Origin of the sequence: Amycolatopsis sp. QT-25, assembly GCF_029369745.1 — a bacterium.
Classification (GTDB): domain Bacteria; phylum Actinomycetota; class Actinomycetes; order Mycobacteriales; family Pseudonocardiaceae; genus Amycolatopsis.
In genome coordinates this window covers 6,893,538-6,910,978 of the sequence record NZ_CP120210.1, presented here as the reverse complement: position 1 = coordinate 6,910,978, position 17,441 = coordinate 6,893,538, and the positions used below count along the sequence as shown (strand labels likewise).

Annotated in this window: 16 protein-coding genes, 1 tRNA gene and 1 pseudogene; 3 read left to right on the top strand and 15 right to left on the bottom strand. The window is 66.0% G+C overall.

What is annotated here, in order from left to right; translation table 11 throughout:
• The 7 genes from P3102_RS32250 to glp all read right to left on the bottom strand — a co-directional run bounded on the left by P3102_RS32250 (position 1) and on the right by glp (position 8,185).
• Positions 1 to 723, bottom strand: coding sequence for a TIGR02391 family protein (locus P3102_RS32250; protein ID WP_276364341.1), 723 nt, complete (start codon positions 721 to 723; stop codon positions 1 to 3).
• Complete coding sequence (locus P3102_RS32245; protein ID WP_276364339.1) at positions 720 to 1,886, bottom strand: restriction endonuclease subunit S; 1,167 nt, start codon at positions 1,884 to 1,886, stop codon at positions 720 to 722. Before P3102_RS32245 ends, P3102_RS32250 begins: the two co-directional genes overlap by 4 nt.
• Positions 1,883 to 4,318 (bottom strand): type I restriction-modification system subunit M, encoded by a 2,436-nt coding sequence (locus tag P3102_RS32240; RefSeq protein WP_276364338.1) that lies wholly within the window; start codon positions 4,316 to 4,318, stop codon positions 1,883 to 1,885. The genes P3102_RS32245 and P3102_RS32240 overlap by 4 nt, the downstream gene beginning before the upstream one ends.
• Positions 4,319 to 5,126: 808 nt before the next feature.
• Positions 5,127 to 5,199: transfer RNA gene (locus P3102_RS32235), tRNA-Ala, on the bottom strand.
• Positions 5,200 to 5,271: 72 nt separating this feature from the next.
• Complete coding sequence (glpR, locus tag P3102_RS32230; protein WP_276364336.1) at positions 5,272 to 6,081, bottom strand: gephyrin-like molybdotransferase receptor GlpR; 810 nt, start codon at positions 6,079 to 6,081, stop codon at positions 5,272 to 5,274.
• Between the two features lie 161 nt (positions 6,082 to 6,242).
• Positions 6,243 to 6,914, bottom strand: coding sequence for a GNAT family protein (locus tag P3102_RS32225; protein ID WP_276364335.1), 672 nt, complete (start codon positions 6,912 to 6,914; stop codon positions 6,243 to 6,245).
• Positions 6,914 to 8,185 (bottom strand): gephyrin-like molybdotransferase Glp, encoded by a 1,272-nt coding sequence (glp, locus tag P3102_RS32220; RefSeq protein WP_276364333.1) that lies wholly within the window; start codon positions 8,183 to 8,185, stop codon positions 6,914 to 6,916. The genes P3102_RS32225 and glp overlap by 1 nt, the downstream gene beginning before the upstream one ends.
• A 194-nt stretch (positions 8,186 to 8,379) precedes the next feature.
• Here glp and P3102_RS32215 point away from each other — a divergent pair, with 194 nt between their 5' ends.
• On the top strand, positions 8,380 to 8,976 hold the full coding sequence (locus tag P3102_RS32215; RefSeq protein WP_276364332.1) for a 5-formyltetrahydrofolate cyclo-ligase: 597 nt from the start codon (positions 8,380 to 8,382) through the stop codon (positions 8,974 to 8,976).
• A gap of 31 nt (positions 8,977 to 9,007) precedes the next feature.
• Positions 9,008 to 10,378 (top strand): UTP--glucose-1-phosphate uridylyltransferase, encoded by a 1,371-nt coding sequence (locus P3102_RS32210; RefSeq protein WP_276364330.1) that lies wholly within the window; start codon positions 9,008 to 9,010, stop codon positions 10,376 to 10,378.
• Here P3102_RS32210 and P3102_RS32205 read toward each other — a convergent pair.
• From P3102_RS32205 to P3102_RS32180, 6 genes and pseudogenes are all read right to left on the bottom strand, one after another.
• Positions 10,375 to 11,096 (bottom strand): annotated as a pseudogene (locus tag P3102_RS32205) (class I SAM-dependent methyltransferase). The gene P3102_RS32210 and the pseudogene P3102_RS32205 overlap by 4 nt on opposite strands.
• Positions 11,089 to 13,269 carry an MMPL family transporter gene (locus P3102_RS32200; RefSeq protein WP_276364328.1) on the bottom strand — a complete coding sequence of 727 codons (2,181 nt, stop codon included), beginning with the start codon at positions 13,267 to 13,269 and terminating at the stop codon, positions 11,089 to 11,091. Before P3102_RS32200 ends, P3102_RS32205 begins: the two are co-directional and overlap by 8 nt.
• A 122-nt stretch (positions 13,270 to 13,391) precedes the next feature.
• Complete coding sequence (locus P3102_RS32195; protein ID WP_276364327.1) at positions 13,392 to 13,661, bottom strand: hypothetical protein; 270 nt, start codon at positions 13,659 to 13,661, stop codon at positions 13,392 to 13,394.
• Positions 13,658 to 13,999: a metalloregulator ArsR/SmtB family transcription factor gene (locus P3102_RS32190; protein ID WP_276364325.1), complete on the bottom strand. Its 342-nt coding sequence runs from the start codon at positions 13,997 to 13,999 to the stop codon at positions 13,658 to 13,660. Before P3102_RS32190 ends, P3102_RS32195 begins: the two co-directional genes overlap by 4 nt.
• A gap of 28 nt (positions 14,000 to 14,027) precedes the next feature.
• On the bottom strand, positions 14,028 to 14,783 hold the full coding sequence (locus P3102_RS32185) for a GNAT family N-acetyltransferase (protein WP_276364324.1): 756 nt from the start codon (positions 14,781 to 14,783) through the stop codon (positions 14,028 to 14,030).
• Positions 14,784 to 14,865: 82 nt separating this feature from the next.
• The gene (locus tag P3102_RS32180; RefSeq protein WP_125782440.1) at positions 14,866 to 15,600 is read right to left on the bottom strand and encodes a DUF2786 domain-containing protein; all 735 of its coding nucleotides are present in this window, start codon (positions 15,598 to 15,600) and stop codon (positions 14,866 to 14,868) included.
• A gap of 94 nt (positions 15,601 to 15,694) precedes the next feature.
• On the opposite strand from P3102_RS32180, the gene P3102_RS32175 reads away from it, so the two are divergent.
• Entirely contained in the window at positions 15,695 to 15,907 is a 213-nt protein-coding gene (locus P3102_RS32175; RefSeq protein WP_276364321.1) for a hypothetical protein, read from the top strand.
• 178 nt (positions 15,908 to 16,085) lie between these two features.
• On the opposite strand, the gene P3102_RS32170 is transcribed toward P3102_RS32175, so the two are convergent.
• Together P3102_RS32170 and P3102_RS32165 are read right to left on the bottom strand one after the other, a co-directional pair.
• Complete coding sequence (locus P3102_RS32170) at positions 16,086 to 16,646, bottom strand: TetR/AcrR family transcriptional regulator (RefSeq protein ID WP_276364319.1); 561 nt, start codon at positions 16,644 to 16,646, stop codon at positions 16,086 to 16,088.
• Positions 16,625 to 17,425 carry an SGNH/GDSL hydrolase family protein gene (locus P3102_RS32165; protein WP_276364318.1) on the bottom strand — a complete coding sequence of 267 codons (801 nt, stop codon included), beginning with the start codon at positions 17,423 to 17,425 and terminating at the stop codon, positions 16,625 to 16,627. The genes P3102_RS32170 and P3102_RS32165 overlap by 22 nt, the downstream gene beginning before the upstream one ends.
• Positions 17,426 to 17,441: the final 16 nt, after the last annotated feature.

Below are 17,441 nucleotides of genomic sequence, written 5' to 3'. Positions count from 1 at the left end.
TTAGCCCTCCACCCGCGCCACCACTGCGGTGTCGACCCAACGAGCAAGGACACTCAACGCAGCAAGGTATTCGAGTGCTTCCTGTTCGCTAAGCTCTTGATCGGCTTCGTGACTGAGAGGGTTCCGGATACCAGCAAACACACCCTCGGCAAGGTTCATCGCACCACGCTGTACAGACCTGTAGGTGTCGCTACCATCGTCTTTCATTCGCCGCAGGCGCGCTCTGCCAGTTTTCGGATCGTCGAGCGAAAACGCCTGTCTGAACAGGTCCGTCTCGCTCACGTCGCGACGGTCGACCTTGTTCTGAGTCTCAGCGTTGAGCTTCCTAATCGCACCCTCGACTGCTTCACGGAAATGCCCAGACTGCCAGAGTGATTTGGCTCCACCCCAGATCCAAGGATGCAGTTCGGCGGCTGACAGCTCTGGCGCGTTCTCGCCGAGATTCTCATCAAGCTCCTGCTTGCGGAGCAAGGCCTCACGCGCGCGTATCACTGCTTCACGGTGGCCGGTCCACCGATTGTTACGAGTCTCGTTGTATCTCGACGGCCACCCTGGTATAACGCGGTCGAGGATCTGTTCGACCACCTGCGCCTGCTTCGTAACCTCAGCATCAGGTACGGCCGTTACATTCCTCGTGGTAATGAGGCCGCCACCGCTTGCGTTGCGCATCACAGTTTGGTCGATAAACTTTTCCAGCTCCTTCAACGCCCAGTTGGTGTTCATGACGCGACCACCACAGGCAGGCGAGTGCTGCCAGTGAGCAGTTCCTGCATCATGCCGGCCTTCATCGCGCGAGTCTTGGCGATACGAGCCTCCAGCGCATTGACCTCCGCGTCTACGTCGTCGAGGACCGACGCGATCGCGCATTGCTCGGCATTCTCGGGTACTTCGATCTCGATCTTGCTGTACTCTGCGATCCACCGTCGCTTGTGATCAACGACTGTGTAGTCGATCAACTGCATCCGTTCGTACGCATAGCGAAGATTCACGCCCGGGCGAGCACCCAATATTTTCATTGCCGACGACTTCGCCTTAAAAGGAAAGGTGACGAGTTTTGATGCTGTCGTGAAGTCATCGAAGATGATTACTGGCACCGCGCAGTAGACGCCGTGCGTTTCCATTGTGCGACCGAGAACGAAGGTCTTGCCAGCAGTCAAAACTGGCGTGCCGACATCACCGTACTCGGTGGTGGACACCAGATAGCGACCAGGTTGCTCGTACGCCAACAGGTCGCCGAGCCGCTTCAGCTCCCATGGTTTCGTGAAACCAGCCAGGCGCGTGCGACCAGTGAGAAGCTTCTGCATCATGCCTTGCTTGATCGCCTGCTTCTTGACGAGCATCCGCTCCAACATATCGATTAGATCGTCGACGTCGCGAAGCGCCTGGGCGATCAGGCGCTGTTCTTCAATCGGCGGCAGGGGAATCTCAAGCTGCCGAAAGTAGTCGAGTCCAATGGTTTTGATTGTGCTTCCATTGGAGATTCGCTCGAACTCAGGCTTCATGTACTGGAGATAGTAGTAAAGATACCAGTTATCGAGGCGGGGGCCGCAATTCCACGCCATGAAGTGTTGGCTCACAGCCATGTCGGCACCAAGGACGGCACTCTTCCCAATTCCAGCATCCCGCAGGAGGACAACCGAACCCATAGGGTGTACCACCGCCGACGAGTTCGCCAATCCCATGCGTGTGATGGTCTCAGTTGTTGTTAGAACTGGGCCTCGGTCCAGCCTGAAGGTGTCCTTGAGTGAGACCCAAGGGATGCCGCCATTCCAATAGTCCGCCCGCTTTTTGTCCGGCGTGTGTCCGCTGCCTCGAGCAGCAACGTCGTCAAGAAGTACGTGCTTCCAAGGCAGACTTGGGGCATGAACGTTGCCAGCAATGGTCACGACTTGACTCCCATGTCGGCGAGGTAGCCAACAACCTTTGCGTCAAGCATCTTGAGCGTGACATCGAGCTTGCCGACGGTCTCGGCGTAGCGCTCGCCGAGCTGCTGAATCCGGGCTACGAGGATGAGAGTGAGGGCTTCGGCTTCGCCAGCAATGCGGTCGCGGACCATGGCTGCCCACTTGTCATCGAGCACAAGCTGCTTGATCTCGGGCAACGTAAGGTCGCCGTACTTCTTGAGGACCGTAAGATCGAGCGCGGCCTGGGCCTCCTTGGCGGTTTTCTTGGCGATGGTCTCGTCGTTGTACAGCTTGATCAAACGCTGGAGTGCCTTGACCTCTTCTGGGTCAGCCCCTTCGTGTCGGGCCACCTTCAGCCTGGCAGAGGCAAGGACCTTGGAAATCTTGCCGTCGTCCATAGTCTCGGCAAGCGGGCCGTCTTCGACGGCATGTTCCTCGATGTACTCCTCAACGGCACGGCCGGCTTCCTCAGCCACCGCGTTCAGTGTGTCCACCTCGGCCTGCTCGTTCGCGAAGTAGCGAGCGACCACGAGCGCAGGTGGGACCAGGTCCATCTTGTACTTGGTGGCGCTCCGGCCCGAACCAACGATGAGGTCCGGGGTCTCGGTGAGTTTGCGTTCCTTGTCCTCGATGGTCTTGCGAGGCTTCGCCGCGTCGAGCCATCCTTCGTTCATAATGAGGAAGACGTCATCATGCATGACGCTGTGCCAGTACGTCATAAGTTGCTCGTACACGTCGTACTCGTCGAGCAGCGGCGTGTCTTTGAATCGCACCAAGAGGTCATCGCTGATATGAGCGATCAGGTCCTTGGGGACGGTATTAGCGTCGAGCGCCTGCAAAATGGGTCGATGAGTGGCGAACCAGTCGTCAACCTGACTGCGTACATCGGTGGCGAACTTCTGGAACTCGTTCGAGTCCAGAATGGTCTGCTGCACCTCGGTCACGCTGACCGCGAGGTCGCTGTAGCCAGGGCGGTTTGACACGAAGAGCGTGGCACGAAGACTCGGGAACGCCTCCCAGTACCCGCCCAGCGCGTCCAGATCGCGGTCCGGAATCCCACCGTGAAGGTGCGCGTGGAGATCCTGGATGTCTTCAGGTTCTGAGGAGTCGATGTAACGGGGGATGTTGAGGTTGTAGTCGTTCTTCGGATCGGCGATCTCGTGCAACGGCACCATGCGCGAGTAGCACTCTATCTCGGTCTGCTTGTTGAAGACATCGACGATCTTGTGAATGTCTTGGCTACGGAGGCGGTTCTTGTTGCCGTCCTTGATGAACCCTTTGGATGCGTCGATCATGAAGACGCCGGTGCGTGCCTGGGCATTCTCTTTGTCGAGAACGATGATGCAGGCTGGGATCCCTGTGCCATAAAATAGGTTGGCAGGCAAGCCGATGATGCCCTTGATATAGCCGCGACGCAGCAACTCCCTGCGGATGCTGGCCTCGGCGTTACCACGGAAGAGAACGCCATGCGGCAGGATGACCGCAGCCTTGCCGTTACTCTTAAGAGACTTGAGGATATGCAGCAGGAAAGCGTAGTCGCCATTTTTCTCCGGCGGCCGGCCAAATTCGAATCGCCCGTACTCATTCTCCAAGCCGTTGCTCCACGACTTGATCGAGAACGGCGGATTGGCGACGGCAAAGTCGAAGGTCCGCAGCTGACTTCCCGCGATCAACTGCGGGCTCGTGATCGTGTCGCCCTTGCGGATGTCCGCGTCCTCGCTGCCGTGAAGGATCATGTTCATCCTGGCCAGCGCCCAGGTGGCGTTGTCCTTCTCCTGGCCGTAGATGGTGATGCCACGCGGGGCCTCATCTGCAACCTTGAGGAGCAACGAGCCCGACCCACACGTGGGGTCGTAGACCGTGTGGTCCTGCCGGGTACCCGGCCCGATGCCGACAACCTTGGCGAGTACACGCGAGACCTCGGCCGGGGTGTAGAACTGGCCCTTCGACTTGCCAGACTCCGTGGCGAAGTGCCGCATCAGGTACTCGTAAGCGTCGCCGAGCAGGTCGTCCCCCTCGGCGCGGCTACCCCGGAAGTCCAGGTCAGCGAAGATCGTTACCAGCTTCGAGAGCCGGTCCTGCATCTCCTTGCCCTTGCCGAGCTTCTCCTCATCATTGAAGTCGGCCAGGTCAATGACCTTCTCCAGTCCGTTAGCCTCGGCGAGCCTGCCGATGATCTTGTTGATCCCGTCGCCGATCTCCTTATCGCCCTTGAGGGCGACCATGTCGTCAAAGGAGCCGCCGTCAGGGACGTCAATCAAGGAGGTGCGATCAGACTTCGCCTTGTCTGTCACGTACTTCACGAACAGCAGCGTCAGGATGTAGTCTTTGTACTGGCCCGCGTCCATGCCGCCACGCAGCTCGTCACAGCTCCGCCAGAGCGAGCTGTACAAGTCCGACTTCTTGAGGGCCATTACGACGCCACCCCCTTGCCTACCTCAAGCCCCGAGCGCGCGCACGAGCCGACGGCAATATGTGTGGGTGACCTGTCCATTCTGCGGCATCCATCCCTTATGTAACCTTGTGTGACGATCCTGCCACCAAGGGTGCTACTCGGATCGAGTGCTTCAACGATAGTGCCCGGGCACTCACGAGACGCGTTGCCGTCGCGCGACACCCTGCTTCGGAAGCTGCCAGACCCACTGAACTGGCTCCACCGCCCGGCGATCGGCCCCAAACCACGTAGGCCCGCCAACTCCACGCCGATCAGGTCCAGGAACTCATCGCTGGGCTACCAGGCCGGAACGGCCCGTGCACGAGCTGGGCGCCCACCGAAACAGCCAACCTGCGGCGCTTCACAAAAGGAGACATCCGAATGCCGCGAGTTTATCCTTGACGAGAGATCGAGATCAGTGTCAGCAGCCTCGATGACGAACAGCGAAGTCCTCGTCCCCATCTGCGTGACCTACGACCGTCGCGACATGGTGGTGACTCTGGTGGCCAAACCAAAGAGGCGGGGACGCAAGCCCCGAACCCATGTGTCAAAGGTCCGGATTCGGGGTGTGCGACACGATCCGCCAGACGCGCACAAGATCGCCAAAGTCCTCGTTGAGCTCGCAAGAAGCCTGGATGGCGACCCGGATCAAGATCCAGACAGCCCGGCCGAGATTCTAGTAAACGACCCAACGTGCCCCGACCAAACCCCCGACACAGATGAACCCCCTACGAGCGCCTGACCTGGGTTTTCCGGGCTCTTAGGGGGTTCATCTGCAACTTCATGTGTGGAGCTGAGGGGAATCGAACCCCTGACCTTCTCGATGCGAACGAGACGCGCTACCAACTGCGCTACAGCCCCTGGTGAAGCTTGACCCCTCATTGGGAGCTCCATGAGCCTATCAGTGGTCTACGGAGCTCCCGACGAGGGGGGTCACTCTCCGACAGCTTGGCGGAAAGGCCTGGTCCCGGGCTCGTCGAGCTCGTGGAAGGCCGGATCCTCGTCGTCGAGGTCGACGACGACGGCTTGGCGCCGGAGACGGGACGTCGGGGACGGTTTGCGTTGCACGGCGGGCGGGCGTTCGGCGGCGGTGACTTCGACGTCGTCGCGGGACTCGTGGGTTTCGTCGCCGGTGTTCGCCGGGTGGTGCGGGGCGCGGCTGTTGTTGAAGCGGGCGAGGCGGCGCTGCCGGATCTCGTTTTCGATACGGACCTGGCGGCGTAGGTACGCGAGGTAGCCGATGAGGACGGCGTCGACGACACCGTTGGCCCACCAGACCGTCGGGGTCAGGAAGCCGGCGACGGCCGCGGTGGTGACGACCAGCGCCAGGAGAGCGATGACGACCCGTTGCCGGAACGCGTATTTGGCGCGGGCGGCCATGTCCGCCGCCTCCGGGTCGAAACCGCCCCGGCCCGGCCGGTAGCCGGCGCCTTGGCGGTCTCTTTCGGGACGGGCCGCGCGCGAGGGCTGGGGAAGCGGTTCGGCTTCCGGTGCCTCGTCTTCGAGGTCGGCGTCGAGCTCCGCCTCCAGTTCGGCCAGGTCGTCTTCTACCGATGGTTCCGTGTTCTCCGCCATCGCGAACTCCTCCGGTCCCTCGTGGCGCGTGCTCCCACTCCGCACGACTCGCGCCGCCAAGGCCGAGTCCGTCGTCCGCGCGACCTGCTGGCGCTTACGGGCGACCATGGGCACGAGAACGACGAGCCATGCCGCTGCGAGCGCGACGATGATCACCGAACTGGGCATCTCCCGTCACCTCCCCCGATCCACTGCTGTAGTCACGCTAGCCACAACAGTCACACACGCCGCGCAGACTCGCCGGTTTCGATCACGGAAAATGCCTCACCGAATTAGGTGAAACTCACAGGTTGTGGTAACGCGATCGGCGGAACGGCCCGGTGACGGGGTCAAACGCGCTCCGCGATGCCTTGCGCGATGAGCCGCGACACCAATCCGTCACCGGTCTCCTCCTTGGTGACGGCGTAACAGAAGTGGTCACGCCAGCCGCCCGCGACATCGAGATATCGCTCGAAAAGGCCTTCTTTTCGATACCCGGCTTTGGTGAGAACTCGCAGGCTGGGCGTGTTTTCGGGACGAACGGTCGCCTCGAGCCGGTGCAGCCCGCCGAAGGCGAAGGCGTGGTCGGTGACGAGGGCGACGGCGCCGGTCGCCACGCCACCCCGGACGATGTCCGATGACACCCAGTAGCCGATCCAGGCGGAACGAAGCGACGCCCGTATGACGTTACCCACAGTGATCTGCCCGGCGAAGCGCCCATCCACCGTGATGGTGAAGGGGAGACATTGCCCGCGCCGGGCCAACCCGCGCAGAGCCAGCCATTGTGACGGCCACGACCAGTACGCGTTGCGATCCGGCCACGGCCCGACACCGGTCGGTTCCCACATTTCGAGGTGCTCGCGGTCCCGCAACCGGACGCGGCTCCATTCGCCGGCGTCCCGTAACCGAACCGGCCGGACGGCGAGGATCCCGGCGGGCACCCGGAGCGGCCCCAGCTTCGCGGGCCAGCCCGGATGCCTGCTCTCGATCGGATACGCGACGCCGGAAATCGGTGCGCCCATTACGCCCGCTGGGCCAGGAAGGTCACCTTGACCTGCTCGCCCGCGGCGACCTCGGTGAGGTCTTCGTCGATGTTGATCAGGCAGTTCGCCTCGGCCAGCGACGCCAGCAGATGCGCGCCGGAGGTGCCGAGCGGCTGCACCAGGTACTCGCCGTTGCCCTCGTCACGCAGAAGTTGTCCACGCAGGAAACCCTTGCGGCCCTTGGTCGAGGTGATCGGGGAGAGCAGCCGCGCGCCGACGATCCGGCGGTGCGGGTTGCGGGTGCCGCGTGCGGCGCGGATGAGCGGGCGGACCAGGACCTCGAACACGACCAGCGCGCTCATCGGATTGCCGGGGATCAGGAACGTCGGCACCGAATCGGGGCCGAGTCTGCCGAAGCCCTGAACCGAACCGGGGTGCATGGCGACGCGGGTCAGGTCGATGTGGCCGAGGTCGGACAGCGCCGCGTGCACCTCGTCGCCCGCGCTTCCGCCGGCTCCGCCCGCGACGACGACGATCTCCGACATCAGCAGACGGCCTTCGACGATCTCGCGCAGTCGTTTCGGATCGCCGGCGACGATGCCGACGCGACTGACTTCGGCGCCCGCGTCGCGCGCGGCGGCGGACAGCGCGTAGGAGTTGACGTCGTAGACCTGCCCGACCGACGGGGTCCGGTCGATGTCGACCAGTTCGTCGCCGACGGACACGATCGAAACCCGCGGCCGCGGGTAGACCAGGACCTTCGCCCGGCCGACCGCGGCGAGCAGCCCGACCTGGGCCGAGCCGATGGTGTCGCCCTTGCGTACGGCGACGTCGCCGATCTGCACGTCCTCGCCGGTCCGGCGGACGTAGCCTGCCGACGGCACGGACTTGTGCACGGTGACCTTGGCCTGGTGACCGTCGGTGTAGGCGGTCGGGACGACGGCGTCGGCGAGCGTGGGCAGCGGCGCCCCGGTGTCGACCCGTACGGCCTGGCCCGGCTGGAGCCGCCGCGGCTGGCGGGAACCGGCCGCGATCTCACCGACCACCGGCAACTGCACCGGCTCTTGGGCCGCGGTGCGGACATCGACGCTTCGTACCGCGTAGCCGTCGACGGCCGCCTGGTCGAAACCGGGCAACGCGTGTTCGGCGACGACTTCTTCGGCGCACAGGAGACCTTGGGCCTCGGAGATGGCGACCCGCACCGGGCGCGGGCGCACCGCGGCGTCCAGGGTCAGCGCGATCTGCTCCTCGACGGAACGGAACTGTCCCGCGTCTTCGGTCTCGGCTGCCTCGGCGATGGACTCCGTCATGACTGGGGGATCTCGATCCGTTCGTTCGACCAGGCACGCGGTAAAAGCCCGTCGGTGAACTGAAGTTCACCACCGTTACCAGGAATGATGCGGTCCGAAGCCGCGGAAATCGCCCGATCGGGCAAGCTCCTCGTGGTCCGTGCCGCCGGGGTGGTCGCTGCGCCTGTCATAGACGTGAAGCCTAACCTGACCGCGTGGTCGAGCCTGGCAATGAACACCCGAGCAAAGCGGAGTGGCGTTCCCGGATAACCGCCGAACGACGTTCGCAGGTGGAGGAAGAGCGGCTGCGGGAGGCCGCGCAGCTCACCGTCGCGGCCGCTCGGCTGCCGGGTGAGATCGTCTGCGCCTACGTCCCGTTCGGTACCGAACCGGGTTCGACGGCACTGCTTGATCAACTTCTCGACCTGGGCAAACGTGTGTTACTGCCGATCGTCCCCGAGGCGCCGGGACCGCTGGAGTGGGCCGTCTACGAAGACCCGACGAGTCTTGGGCCGGGCAGGTTGCGGGGGCTGCTCGAACCGACGGGGCGCCGCCTCGGTCCCGACACGCTGGGGACGGCCGATCTGGTGCTGATCCCCGCGCTCGCCGTCGACGACGAAGGCGTCCGGCTCGGCCGCGGCGCCGGTTACTACGACCGGTCGCTGGCCTTCGCCGCGCCTGGCGCCGCGCTGATCGCCGTCGTCCGTGACGCGGAACTCGTGCGTGAGTTGCCCGCGGAACCGCATGACGTCCGCATGACCGGGGTACTGACCCCGGAGCAAGGCCTAGCGCCTCGACCGGTAATAGACTGACGCCCCGACGCAGTGGTTCAGAAAGGGCACAATGAGCTCTGACGCGCACCTGTCCGATCAGTTCGCCGAAACGCTGGCGAAAATGCGTTCCGCGGGAGCCCACGCCATGGAGCTGGCGGCCCTGCGACGGCGTCTCGAGCAGATGTCCGAACCCGGCGCCGGCCAATTGCCGGGCAACGAGCTCGAACCGCTCGAGGACATCAGCAGGCTCGTCGACCTGCCCGAGCCGGACGCCGAAGAAGCGCGCCGGGTGCTGGACCGCACCGCCGTGCTGAAGCTCAACGGCGGGCTGGGCACGAGCATGGGGCTCACCGGGCCGAAGTCGCTGCTGGAGATCAAGCCGGGGAAGACGTTCCTCGACGTCATCGCCATGCAGGTGCTTTCGACCCGCGAGAAGTACGACGCACGGCTTCCGCTGATCCTGATGAACTCGGCGGGCACCCGCGAACCTTCGCTGGAGTTGCTGAAGAAGTATCCCGATCTCGCCGACGACGTCATCCCGGCCGACTTCCTGCAGGGCCGCGAACCGAAGATCACCGCCGACGGGCGGCCCGTCGCCTGGCCCGCGAACCCGGAACTCGAATGGTGCCCGCCGGGACACGGCGACATCTACATCGCGCTCGCGGTGAGCGGGATGCTCGAAACATTGCTGGCGGAGGGCATCCGCTGGTGTTTCGTGTCCAACGCAGACAATCTCGGCGCGCTGCCGGACGCGCGGATCGCCGCGTGGCTCGCGAGCGAGAACGTCCCGTTCGCGATGGAGACCGTGCTCGGCACCGCGGCAGACCGCAAGGGCGGGCACCTCGCGCGGCGCGGGGGCAGGATCGTCCTGCGTGAATCCGCCCAGGTCCCCGACGGCGACGACTCGTTCGGCGACGTCGGCAAATGGCGGTTCTACAACACCAACAACATCTGGGTGGACCTCGAGCGGCTGAAGGCCCTGCAGGACGCCGACCCGGCCGCGCCCCAGCTGCCGCTGATCGTGAACCGGAAGACCGTCGACCCGGCCGATTCGGCCAGTACGCCGGTGATCCAGCTCGAGACGGCGATGGGCGCGGCGATCGGCTCGGTCGAGGGCGCGCGGGCCATCGAGATCCCGCGAAGCCGCTTCGCGCCGGTGAAGACCACCGACGACCTGCTCGTCGTCCGGTCCGACGCGTACGTACTCGACGAGGGCGGGGAGATGATCCCGGAGTTCACCACCCCGCCGGTGGTGTCGCTGAGCAAGGAGTTCTACAAGCTCCTGCCGGACTTCGACGCGCGTATCCCTTCCGCGCCTTCGCTGAAGGAGTGCACGAGCCTCGCGGTGGACGGTGACGTCACCTTCGGGAAGAACGTCGTCGTCCGGGGCGATGTGAAGATCACCGGGCCGAAAACCGTTCCGGACGGGGAGATCCTTTAGTCACGCTGAGCGATGAACACGTATTCGCGTCCTGGACGGTCGGGGGCGTCCCGGACGTCCAGGACGCGAAAGCCGTGTTCGGCCAGCAAGGATTCGAGTTCGTCGCGTTCGCGGAACCACAGCTTCGAGTCCGAGGTGACGACCTCGCCGTCGGCGAACCGGTAGCTGTACCGGAACGACACGAACGGGAGGTCCACCTCGGTGACTTCGCGCCATTGCTCGACTTCGCCGACGCCGGGGACGTCGATGACGACGTGCGCGGTGTCGGCGGCCCAGTCCTCCCACGCGCGGCGACCGGGGCGCCGGATCTCGAACACCAGGTGACCACCGGGTACCAACGCGGTGCGGACGCCTTCGAGGGTCCGGCGCCAGTCGTCGTCGGTCAGGAAGACCTGGGCACGTTCCCGGTCATCGCCGCGAGATCGGCGCCCGCCGCGCCCACGGCCTTCGCGTCACCGTGGATCCAGGTGATCCTCCCTTCCGGATCCTTGGCCTTCGCGATCTTCAGCGACGCCTCGGCCGGATCGACTCCCACGACCTCGATCCCGCGCCCGGCCAGGAGCACGGCCAGACAACCGGTGCCGCAGCCGACATCGAGCACTCTCTTCGCCCCGAGTTCGCCGATGATGGCGAGGTAGTGATCCAGGTCGTCGCGAGCGCCGTCGAAGGCGTCGTAGATCGATGCGAGCCGGGCGTGGGCGAAGAGCGCGTCAGGCATGCGGCGACGATAGTTCCGGGTCGCGTTCGGGGGCCACGGATTTACGGTCACGCCGCCAGGCCCGTTCTCCCAGCGAGGCCAGGAAGGCGGGCAGCAGTACGCCACGGACCAGGGTGGCGTCGATCAGCACGGCGACCGCCATCCCGACGCCCAGCATCTTGTATTCGATCGCGCTCAGGGTGATGAAGACGCTGAACACCCCGACCATGATCACCGCCGCGCCACTGATCACTCCCGCGCTGGTGCCGGTGCCTTGGACGATCGCGGTGACGGCGCCTTCGGCCCGGCGTTCACGGATGCGGCTGAGGATGAAGATGTGATAGTCCATGCTCAGCCCGAACAGCAGGACGAACATGAACATCGGCAGCCAGCCGACGACTCCGCCGTACGGGGTGAATCCCAGCAGGGAAGCGAAATGGCCGTCCTGGAAGATCCAGGTGAGCACGCCGTAGGCCGCGCCGATCGACAGCAGGTTCAGCAGGATCGACCCCAGCGCCACCGCCACGGACCGGAAAGCCAGCAGCAGCAACACGAACGCCGCCAGCAGGACGAACCCGAACACCAGCGGCATCCGCTCGACGACCCGGTCGGCGAAGTCGCGGGCGCTCGCCGTGCGGCCCGAAACCGCGAACTCGACGCCGCCCACCTCGCCGATCGTCTCGGGAAGTACCTCGGTGCGCAGCTTCGCCAGTGCGGCATCGGCTTCCGCGTCGCGGCCCGCGCCCGACAGCGGGACGCGGACGACCACGGCGTCGTCGACGTTCGCCACCGCGACGGGTTTGTTCAGCACGCCGGAGGTCTCCCCGATCCGCCGGTCGAGATCCGTGATCGCCGACCGCAGCGCCGGGCTGTCGACCGGGCCGCCGTTTTCCGCCGTCAGCACCACCGTCGCGGGGTAGACGACTCCCGGGAAGGCTTCCTGGGTGCGGACGGCGGCGTCGATCGTCGCGACCGACCGCGGCAGGCTCTCCGCCGGTGTCGGATCCTGCAGCCGCATGCCGAGCGCGGGCAGCGTGAGCAGGATCAGCAGCGCCACCGCGAGCCCTCCCCACAGTGACGGCCGCCGGGTGACGACCCGGGCCGTCGCGGACCAGAACCGTGACTTCTCCGCCGCGGTGCGGCGCTTGCCCAGCCAGGGAATCCGGCCGCGGTCGACCTTGTCGCCCAGCAGCGAAAGCAGGGCCGGCAGCACGGTGACCGCGCCGAGTACGGCTAATCCGACCACGAACGCCGTGCTGATCGCGAGACCGGTGAAGTTGTCGAGTCCGGTGAACACCAGTCCGCTCACGCACAGGACGACCGTGACGCCGGAGACGACCACGACGTGTCCGGACGTCCGCGCCGCACTGCGGATCGAGTCGTTGACGGAGTGGCCACGCGCGCGTTCTTCTCGCTGCCGCCTGAGGAAGAACAGCGAATAGTCGACGCCCACCGCCATCCCGATGAGCAGGGTGATCACCGTCGTCGCGCTGTTGATCGGGGTGAAGTCGTCGACGACGGACAGGAAGCCGAAGGTCGCCGCGACGGTCGTGCCCGCCAGCAGCAACGGGACCGACGCCGCGACCAGCGCACCGAAGACGATCAGCAGGATCATCAAGGTCAGTGGCAGCGAAAACAGTTCCGACCGCTTGACGTCCTCCCGGATGCCCTTGTCGACCACGGTCGACAGGCTGAGATCTCCGGACTGGCCCAACCGGGCCGACGGATGCCGGGAAGCGACCTCGTCGACCAGCGCGGCCGCGATTTCGAAGTTCGGGCGGATGTCCTTCTTCCCGCCGGCGATCGAGAAGCCGACGAGGCCGGACGCGCCGTCGGCGGAGATCCGGTCGGCGCCGTCGGCGGCCAGCGGTGAGCGCACGTCGGTGACGGAGCCGGATCGGGTGAGGGTGGTGACCAGGTCTTCGGTCGCCCGCCGGAGTTCCTCGTCGGTGGCGAACGGTCGTGAGCCGGGTTCCTTCGCCTGGACGAGGACGTTCTCGCGTAAGGGTTCGAAGGCGTTCTGGGCGTGCAAAGCGGTCTGCGCGCGACCGGACTCACCGGGATCGGTGCTTCGCCGGCTTTCGCCGTTCAGCACCATTCCCGGCAGCAGGGCGAACACCACGAGGGCGACCCAGCCGACGAGGGTGACCGCGCGGTGCCGCAGGGACCAGGCGGCGATCTTTTCGGGCAGCATGAACTACAGTCCTTTGCGTGAAGGAGTGAGATGCCTCGGGCGAGGTTTTTTGCTTCTTCTTTCCTGGGCCGTCGAGTTGCCGCTCGGCGGCCCAGGGCCTTTCCTCGGTGGTCTGGCGGTGTCTAGTCGACCTCCTTGAGGATTCGCTCGACCGTGCCCACGCTTTTCCGCAGATCCGCGAGGTGTCCGTCGAGTTCGGTGAGCTTGCGTTCGGTCTCTTCCTGCGCCCGCACGGCTTTTTCGGCGAGCCTGCGGTATTCCTGTTCGCGCGCGAGGGCGCCCCTGGCCCGAACGGTCGCGCCGAACTGCCACACGACCACCGTGATCACCACGGTGAGGAACACGAAGATGCCGATCAGCCCGGCGACCTCCTGCCATTGATGCCACTTCACGGTCGTTCCCCCTCGTTGCCGGGTGCCGGTGTGCTCAGCGTCGGCGCCGCGGCGGCGATGGTGTCCGGGCTCAGCTCGACCACGAACGGACTCACCTCGTAGAACTTCATCGCCTTCCCGTCCTCCGACAGCTCCAGTGCGGCCGACACGAGCCCGGCCGCCTCCAGTTTGCGCAGGTGGAGCTGCAACAGCGCCCGGCTGATGCCGAGCTCTCGCGCCAACTGACTCACGTACGCGCGCTCCGCGCGCAACGCCGCGACGATCCGCAAGCGGTGTGGATTCGCCAGCGCACCCAGTAGCCGCAGCAGCTCGTCGCCGGACGGTCCGGTGGCGGTCATGCCGCACTCCTGCACATGCCAGAAAAATCTAGCAGGTGCCGGGCTGAACTACCAGGTGCTCCAACCAGACGTTCGGCTCCACGTAGACGCCGAGGTCCAGTGCCGAGGAAGCGAGCACCGGCGCGATCCCGCCCGGTACGGCCGTGAGGCCGTCCCGGAGTTCGACGCCGGTCCACGCCTTCCACTGGGCGAAGGTGCCGGTGACCGTCATCGCGAACGGCGCCACTTTGGCGAACCGGGCGCCGAGCCGCTCATGTGTGCGCAGCCACGGATCCTCCGGCAGCCCGTCCGGGCGACGACGGGCGATGTAGTCCTCAAAGGACAGTGCTGGCGAATGCTCCTTCCCGGCCGGACGGACCGGCACGACGAGCTTGCGCATACCTGTTTCCCAGGCGCGCTTTCTCAATGCTTCCAACGCTTTTGTGGCCAGGCCGCCACCACGACGGCCTGGCGCGACCATCACTTCGAGCGCGATCAGCGTATTCGTCTCACGGGTGCTCATCAGATCTTCGGCGGCCCAGAGCAAGGCGGCGTCCCAGCCGTGGTCCGGCAGTTCCGGACGTTCGGCCGTCGGAAAGCCGACCGGGACGGCGGCCGCTCTCGCCACCGGGACATCGTCTTCCAGCAGAATGAGGAAGTATTCCGGCCAGCGGGCGGCGAGATGGGACGACTTCGCCAGCAGACCGGCCGGGTCGTGCTGGAGGAATTCGCCGCCGACACCGCCGAGGGCGAGCGCGGGCTCGCGCAAGCCGGGCCGGGTGGCCAGGTCTTCGATCACGATCATGTCCTCAGTAGAGCCGAGGACACGCGATTCTCACGAGGTGGTTTTCGGGCACGGCGTCATCCGTGCGAGGTGGTGCGGCCGGTCAGCGCACGGGCAGCGCGCGGCGCCGTCCGGTGATCCCGGTGGTGTTGAGGTTGGCGCGCTCGCCGGCGGAATGACCGTCGAGGTAGCCGCTGCCGGACAACCGCCTCGGCGGTGCCGAGCGCAGGTCTCCGTACTGTTCGTCGTACGCCTGTTTGACCATCGCCGTCCGGTCCTGGATGACCAGTTCGGCGGAGCGATGACCCGCCGCGGTGGTGTGGGTGCGGGCCGCGGTGTCCTCACTGTTGCGGAGCCGTTCGTAGACCGCGCCGGAGAAACCGTGCAGCCAGGTGCGCCGGTACGCGGCCAGGGATTCGCCCGCGAACACCCGGTTCTCCGGGCGGACCCGGGTCAGCTGGGTGGTCGCCTGCAGCAGCAGGCTCGTGTACAGCAGTTCCGTCCGTTCCAGATCGGAGCGGAAGCCGAACACCGTCACCGCGGTGACCGACTGGCCGAGCCGGTGCAGCAGGGCCCGGCAGCGCAGCGGATGCGCGATGTTCGTGAGCAGTCCGGCCTTGTCCCGGCTGTACGGGTTGTCGAGCGGGATCATGATCTGGGTGATCTCGTCCGCCGTCGCCCCGGAGGCGGCCAGCAACGCCTGATCGATGCCGTACCGGGCGATCAGTTCGGCGGCCTTGGTGTTGTACGACTCGGCTTCGGCCTCGGTGACCGCCGGGTCCTCCGCCTTCGCGAGGAGTTTCCGGACGCGCGCGAGCAGCGTGTCATGATCGGGCATGGCCCTCCTTCCTGATTGGGTTGGAGCGGATCAATCTAGGAGAGAGGTCCGACAATATTCGGGCGGGATGTCCGCCTCCCGGCAAGGGGGCGGTATGGCGATCGACGTAGCGGTGGTCGGCGCGGGCCCGAACAGGCTCGCGGCGGCGTCCCCTTTCCATCGCCGGTTCGGCCTCGCCGGGCACGGCGTCGACCTCATGCGGCCGGAAATCGTGTACGCGCACCCGTTCGACGGTAACCGGGCCGGACCGGCCCCTGAAGATTTCGACCGGACCTGTGACGTCCTTGGTACGGACGCTCCCCGGTGACGCCGCTTGTTCGGGTCCGCCGGCCGTGAACTGGCCGATCTGCTGCTCGGGGATGTGCGCCACCCGCGCTCTTTCCCGGCCCGGACGGCGATGCTCCGCTCGGCGGCGTCTTCCTGTGTTCGGCCGTGACCGGGCAGGGCCGCGGAATCCATACCGGGAAAGGACTCCGAGCGTCTGTTCACGGCCCGAGATAGGCATCCAGCGTGACGGCCAGCGCCCTCTCCGGTGACGGTGCGAAGCTCGCCCCCGCCAGCCCGCCCCACAGCCACAGCTGGGCGAGACCGTGCAGCGACGCCCACAGGGAGGACGCGAGCAGCCGTGGGTCGGTCGACGGATGCCAGCCGCCTTCCTGCAGTTCCGCGACCATCGCGGCGAAGAAATCGAACACCGCGCTGCTCACCCGCGCGAGCTCGGGATCGCCGGGGTCGATGAGGTCGCGACGGAACATCAGCTCGAACATCGCCGGATGGGCCAGCGCGAAATCGAGGTAACCGTGGCAGGCCGCGACGAGCCGCTCGCGCGGTGTCCCCTCCGGCAGGCCGGTGCCCCGATCGAGCAGTTCGGTGTAGCCGCGGGTGGCGACCGCCGAGAGCAGGGCGGCGCGGCCGGAGAAATGCCGTAGCGGCGCGCCGTGCGAAACACCGGCGGCCTTGGCGATGCCGCGCAGCGTCACGGCGCCGACGCCTTCTTCGGCCAGGAGGTTCGCCGCGGTGTCGATCAAGCGGGTTCGGGCGCCCACGACCGGGTCTCCTCGTGGACGGGCAGGAGTTCGGGGCGTTTCGGCAGGAAACCGTCGCCCGGCTGGCGGCCGGCGATCCGATTGCGGAAGCGGGTGACCGCGACCGGGAGGACCTCCCGCTTCAGCCACTGCAGATCCGCGCGCAGGCCGGGACGCCCGGCCGAACCGGGCAGTGGGGCGAGCCACGCCGGGTCATGGCTGACACCGAGTTTCCCGAGCACGTGCCCCGCCAGGCGGCGGTGGCCCTGTTCGGAAAGATGCAGCCGATCCGGGCCGAAATAACGGGAATCGTGCGCGGCGTCGTCCGGCCACAGGTCGACGAGGGTCGCGCCGTAACTGACGGACGCCTCGCGGACGGCGTCGTTCAGCGCGGTGAGGCGCGGGCGCATGCGATGACCCATCGGCATGCGGTGGGAGATGTCACTGAGGGTGAAGGTGACGACCACCGGCGCGATCTCGGTGCAGGTGCGGATGGCCGTGTCGACGCGCCGGGCGACCGTGCGCGCGTCCCAGCCACGGCTCATCACGTCGTTGCCGCCGCCGAACAACGCGATCAGATCCGGCCGGAGCCTGGTCGCCGCCGGGCTCTGTTCGGCGTGGATCTGGTCGAGCCTGCGGCCGCGGACCGCGAGATTGGCGTAGCGGAAACCGGGCTCGTCTTCGGCGAGGCGTGCCGCGACGAAGTCGGCCCAGCCGCGGTAGAAGCCACCCGACGGATGCGGATCGGCCAGCCCTTCGGCGCAGCTGTCGCCGAGCGCGACGAAACGTTGGTAGCCCATCCAGATCTCCGTAACC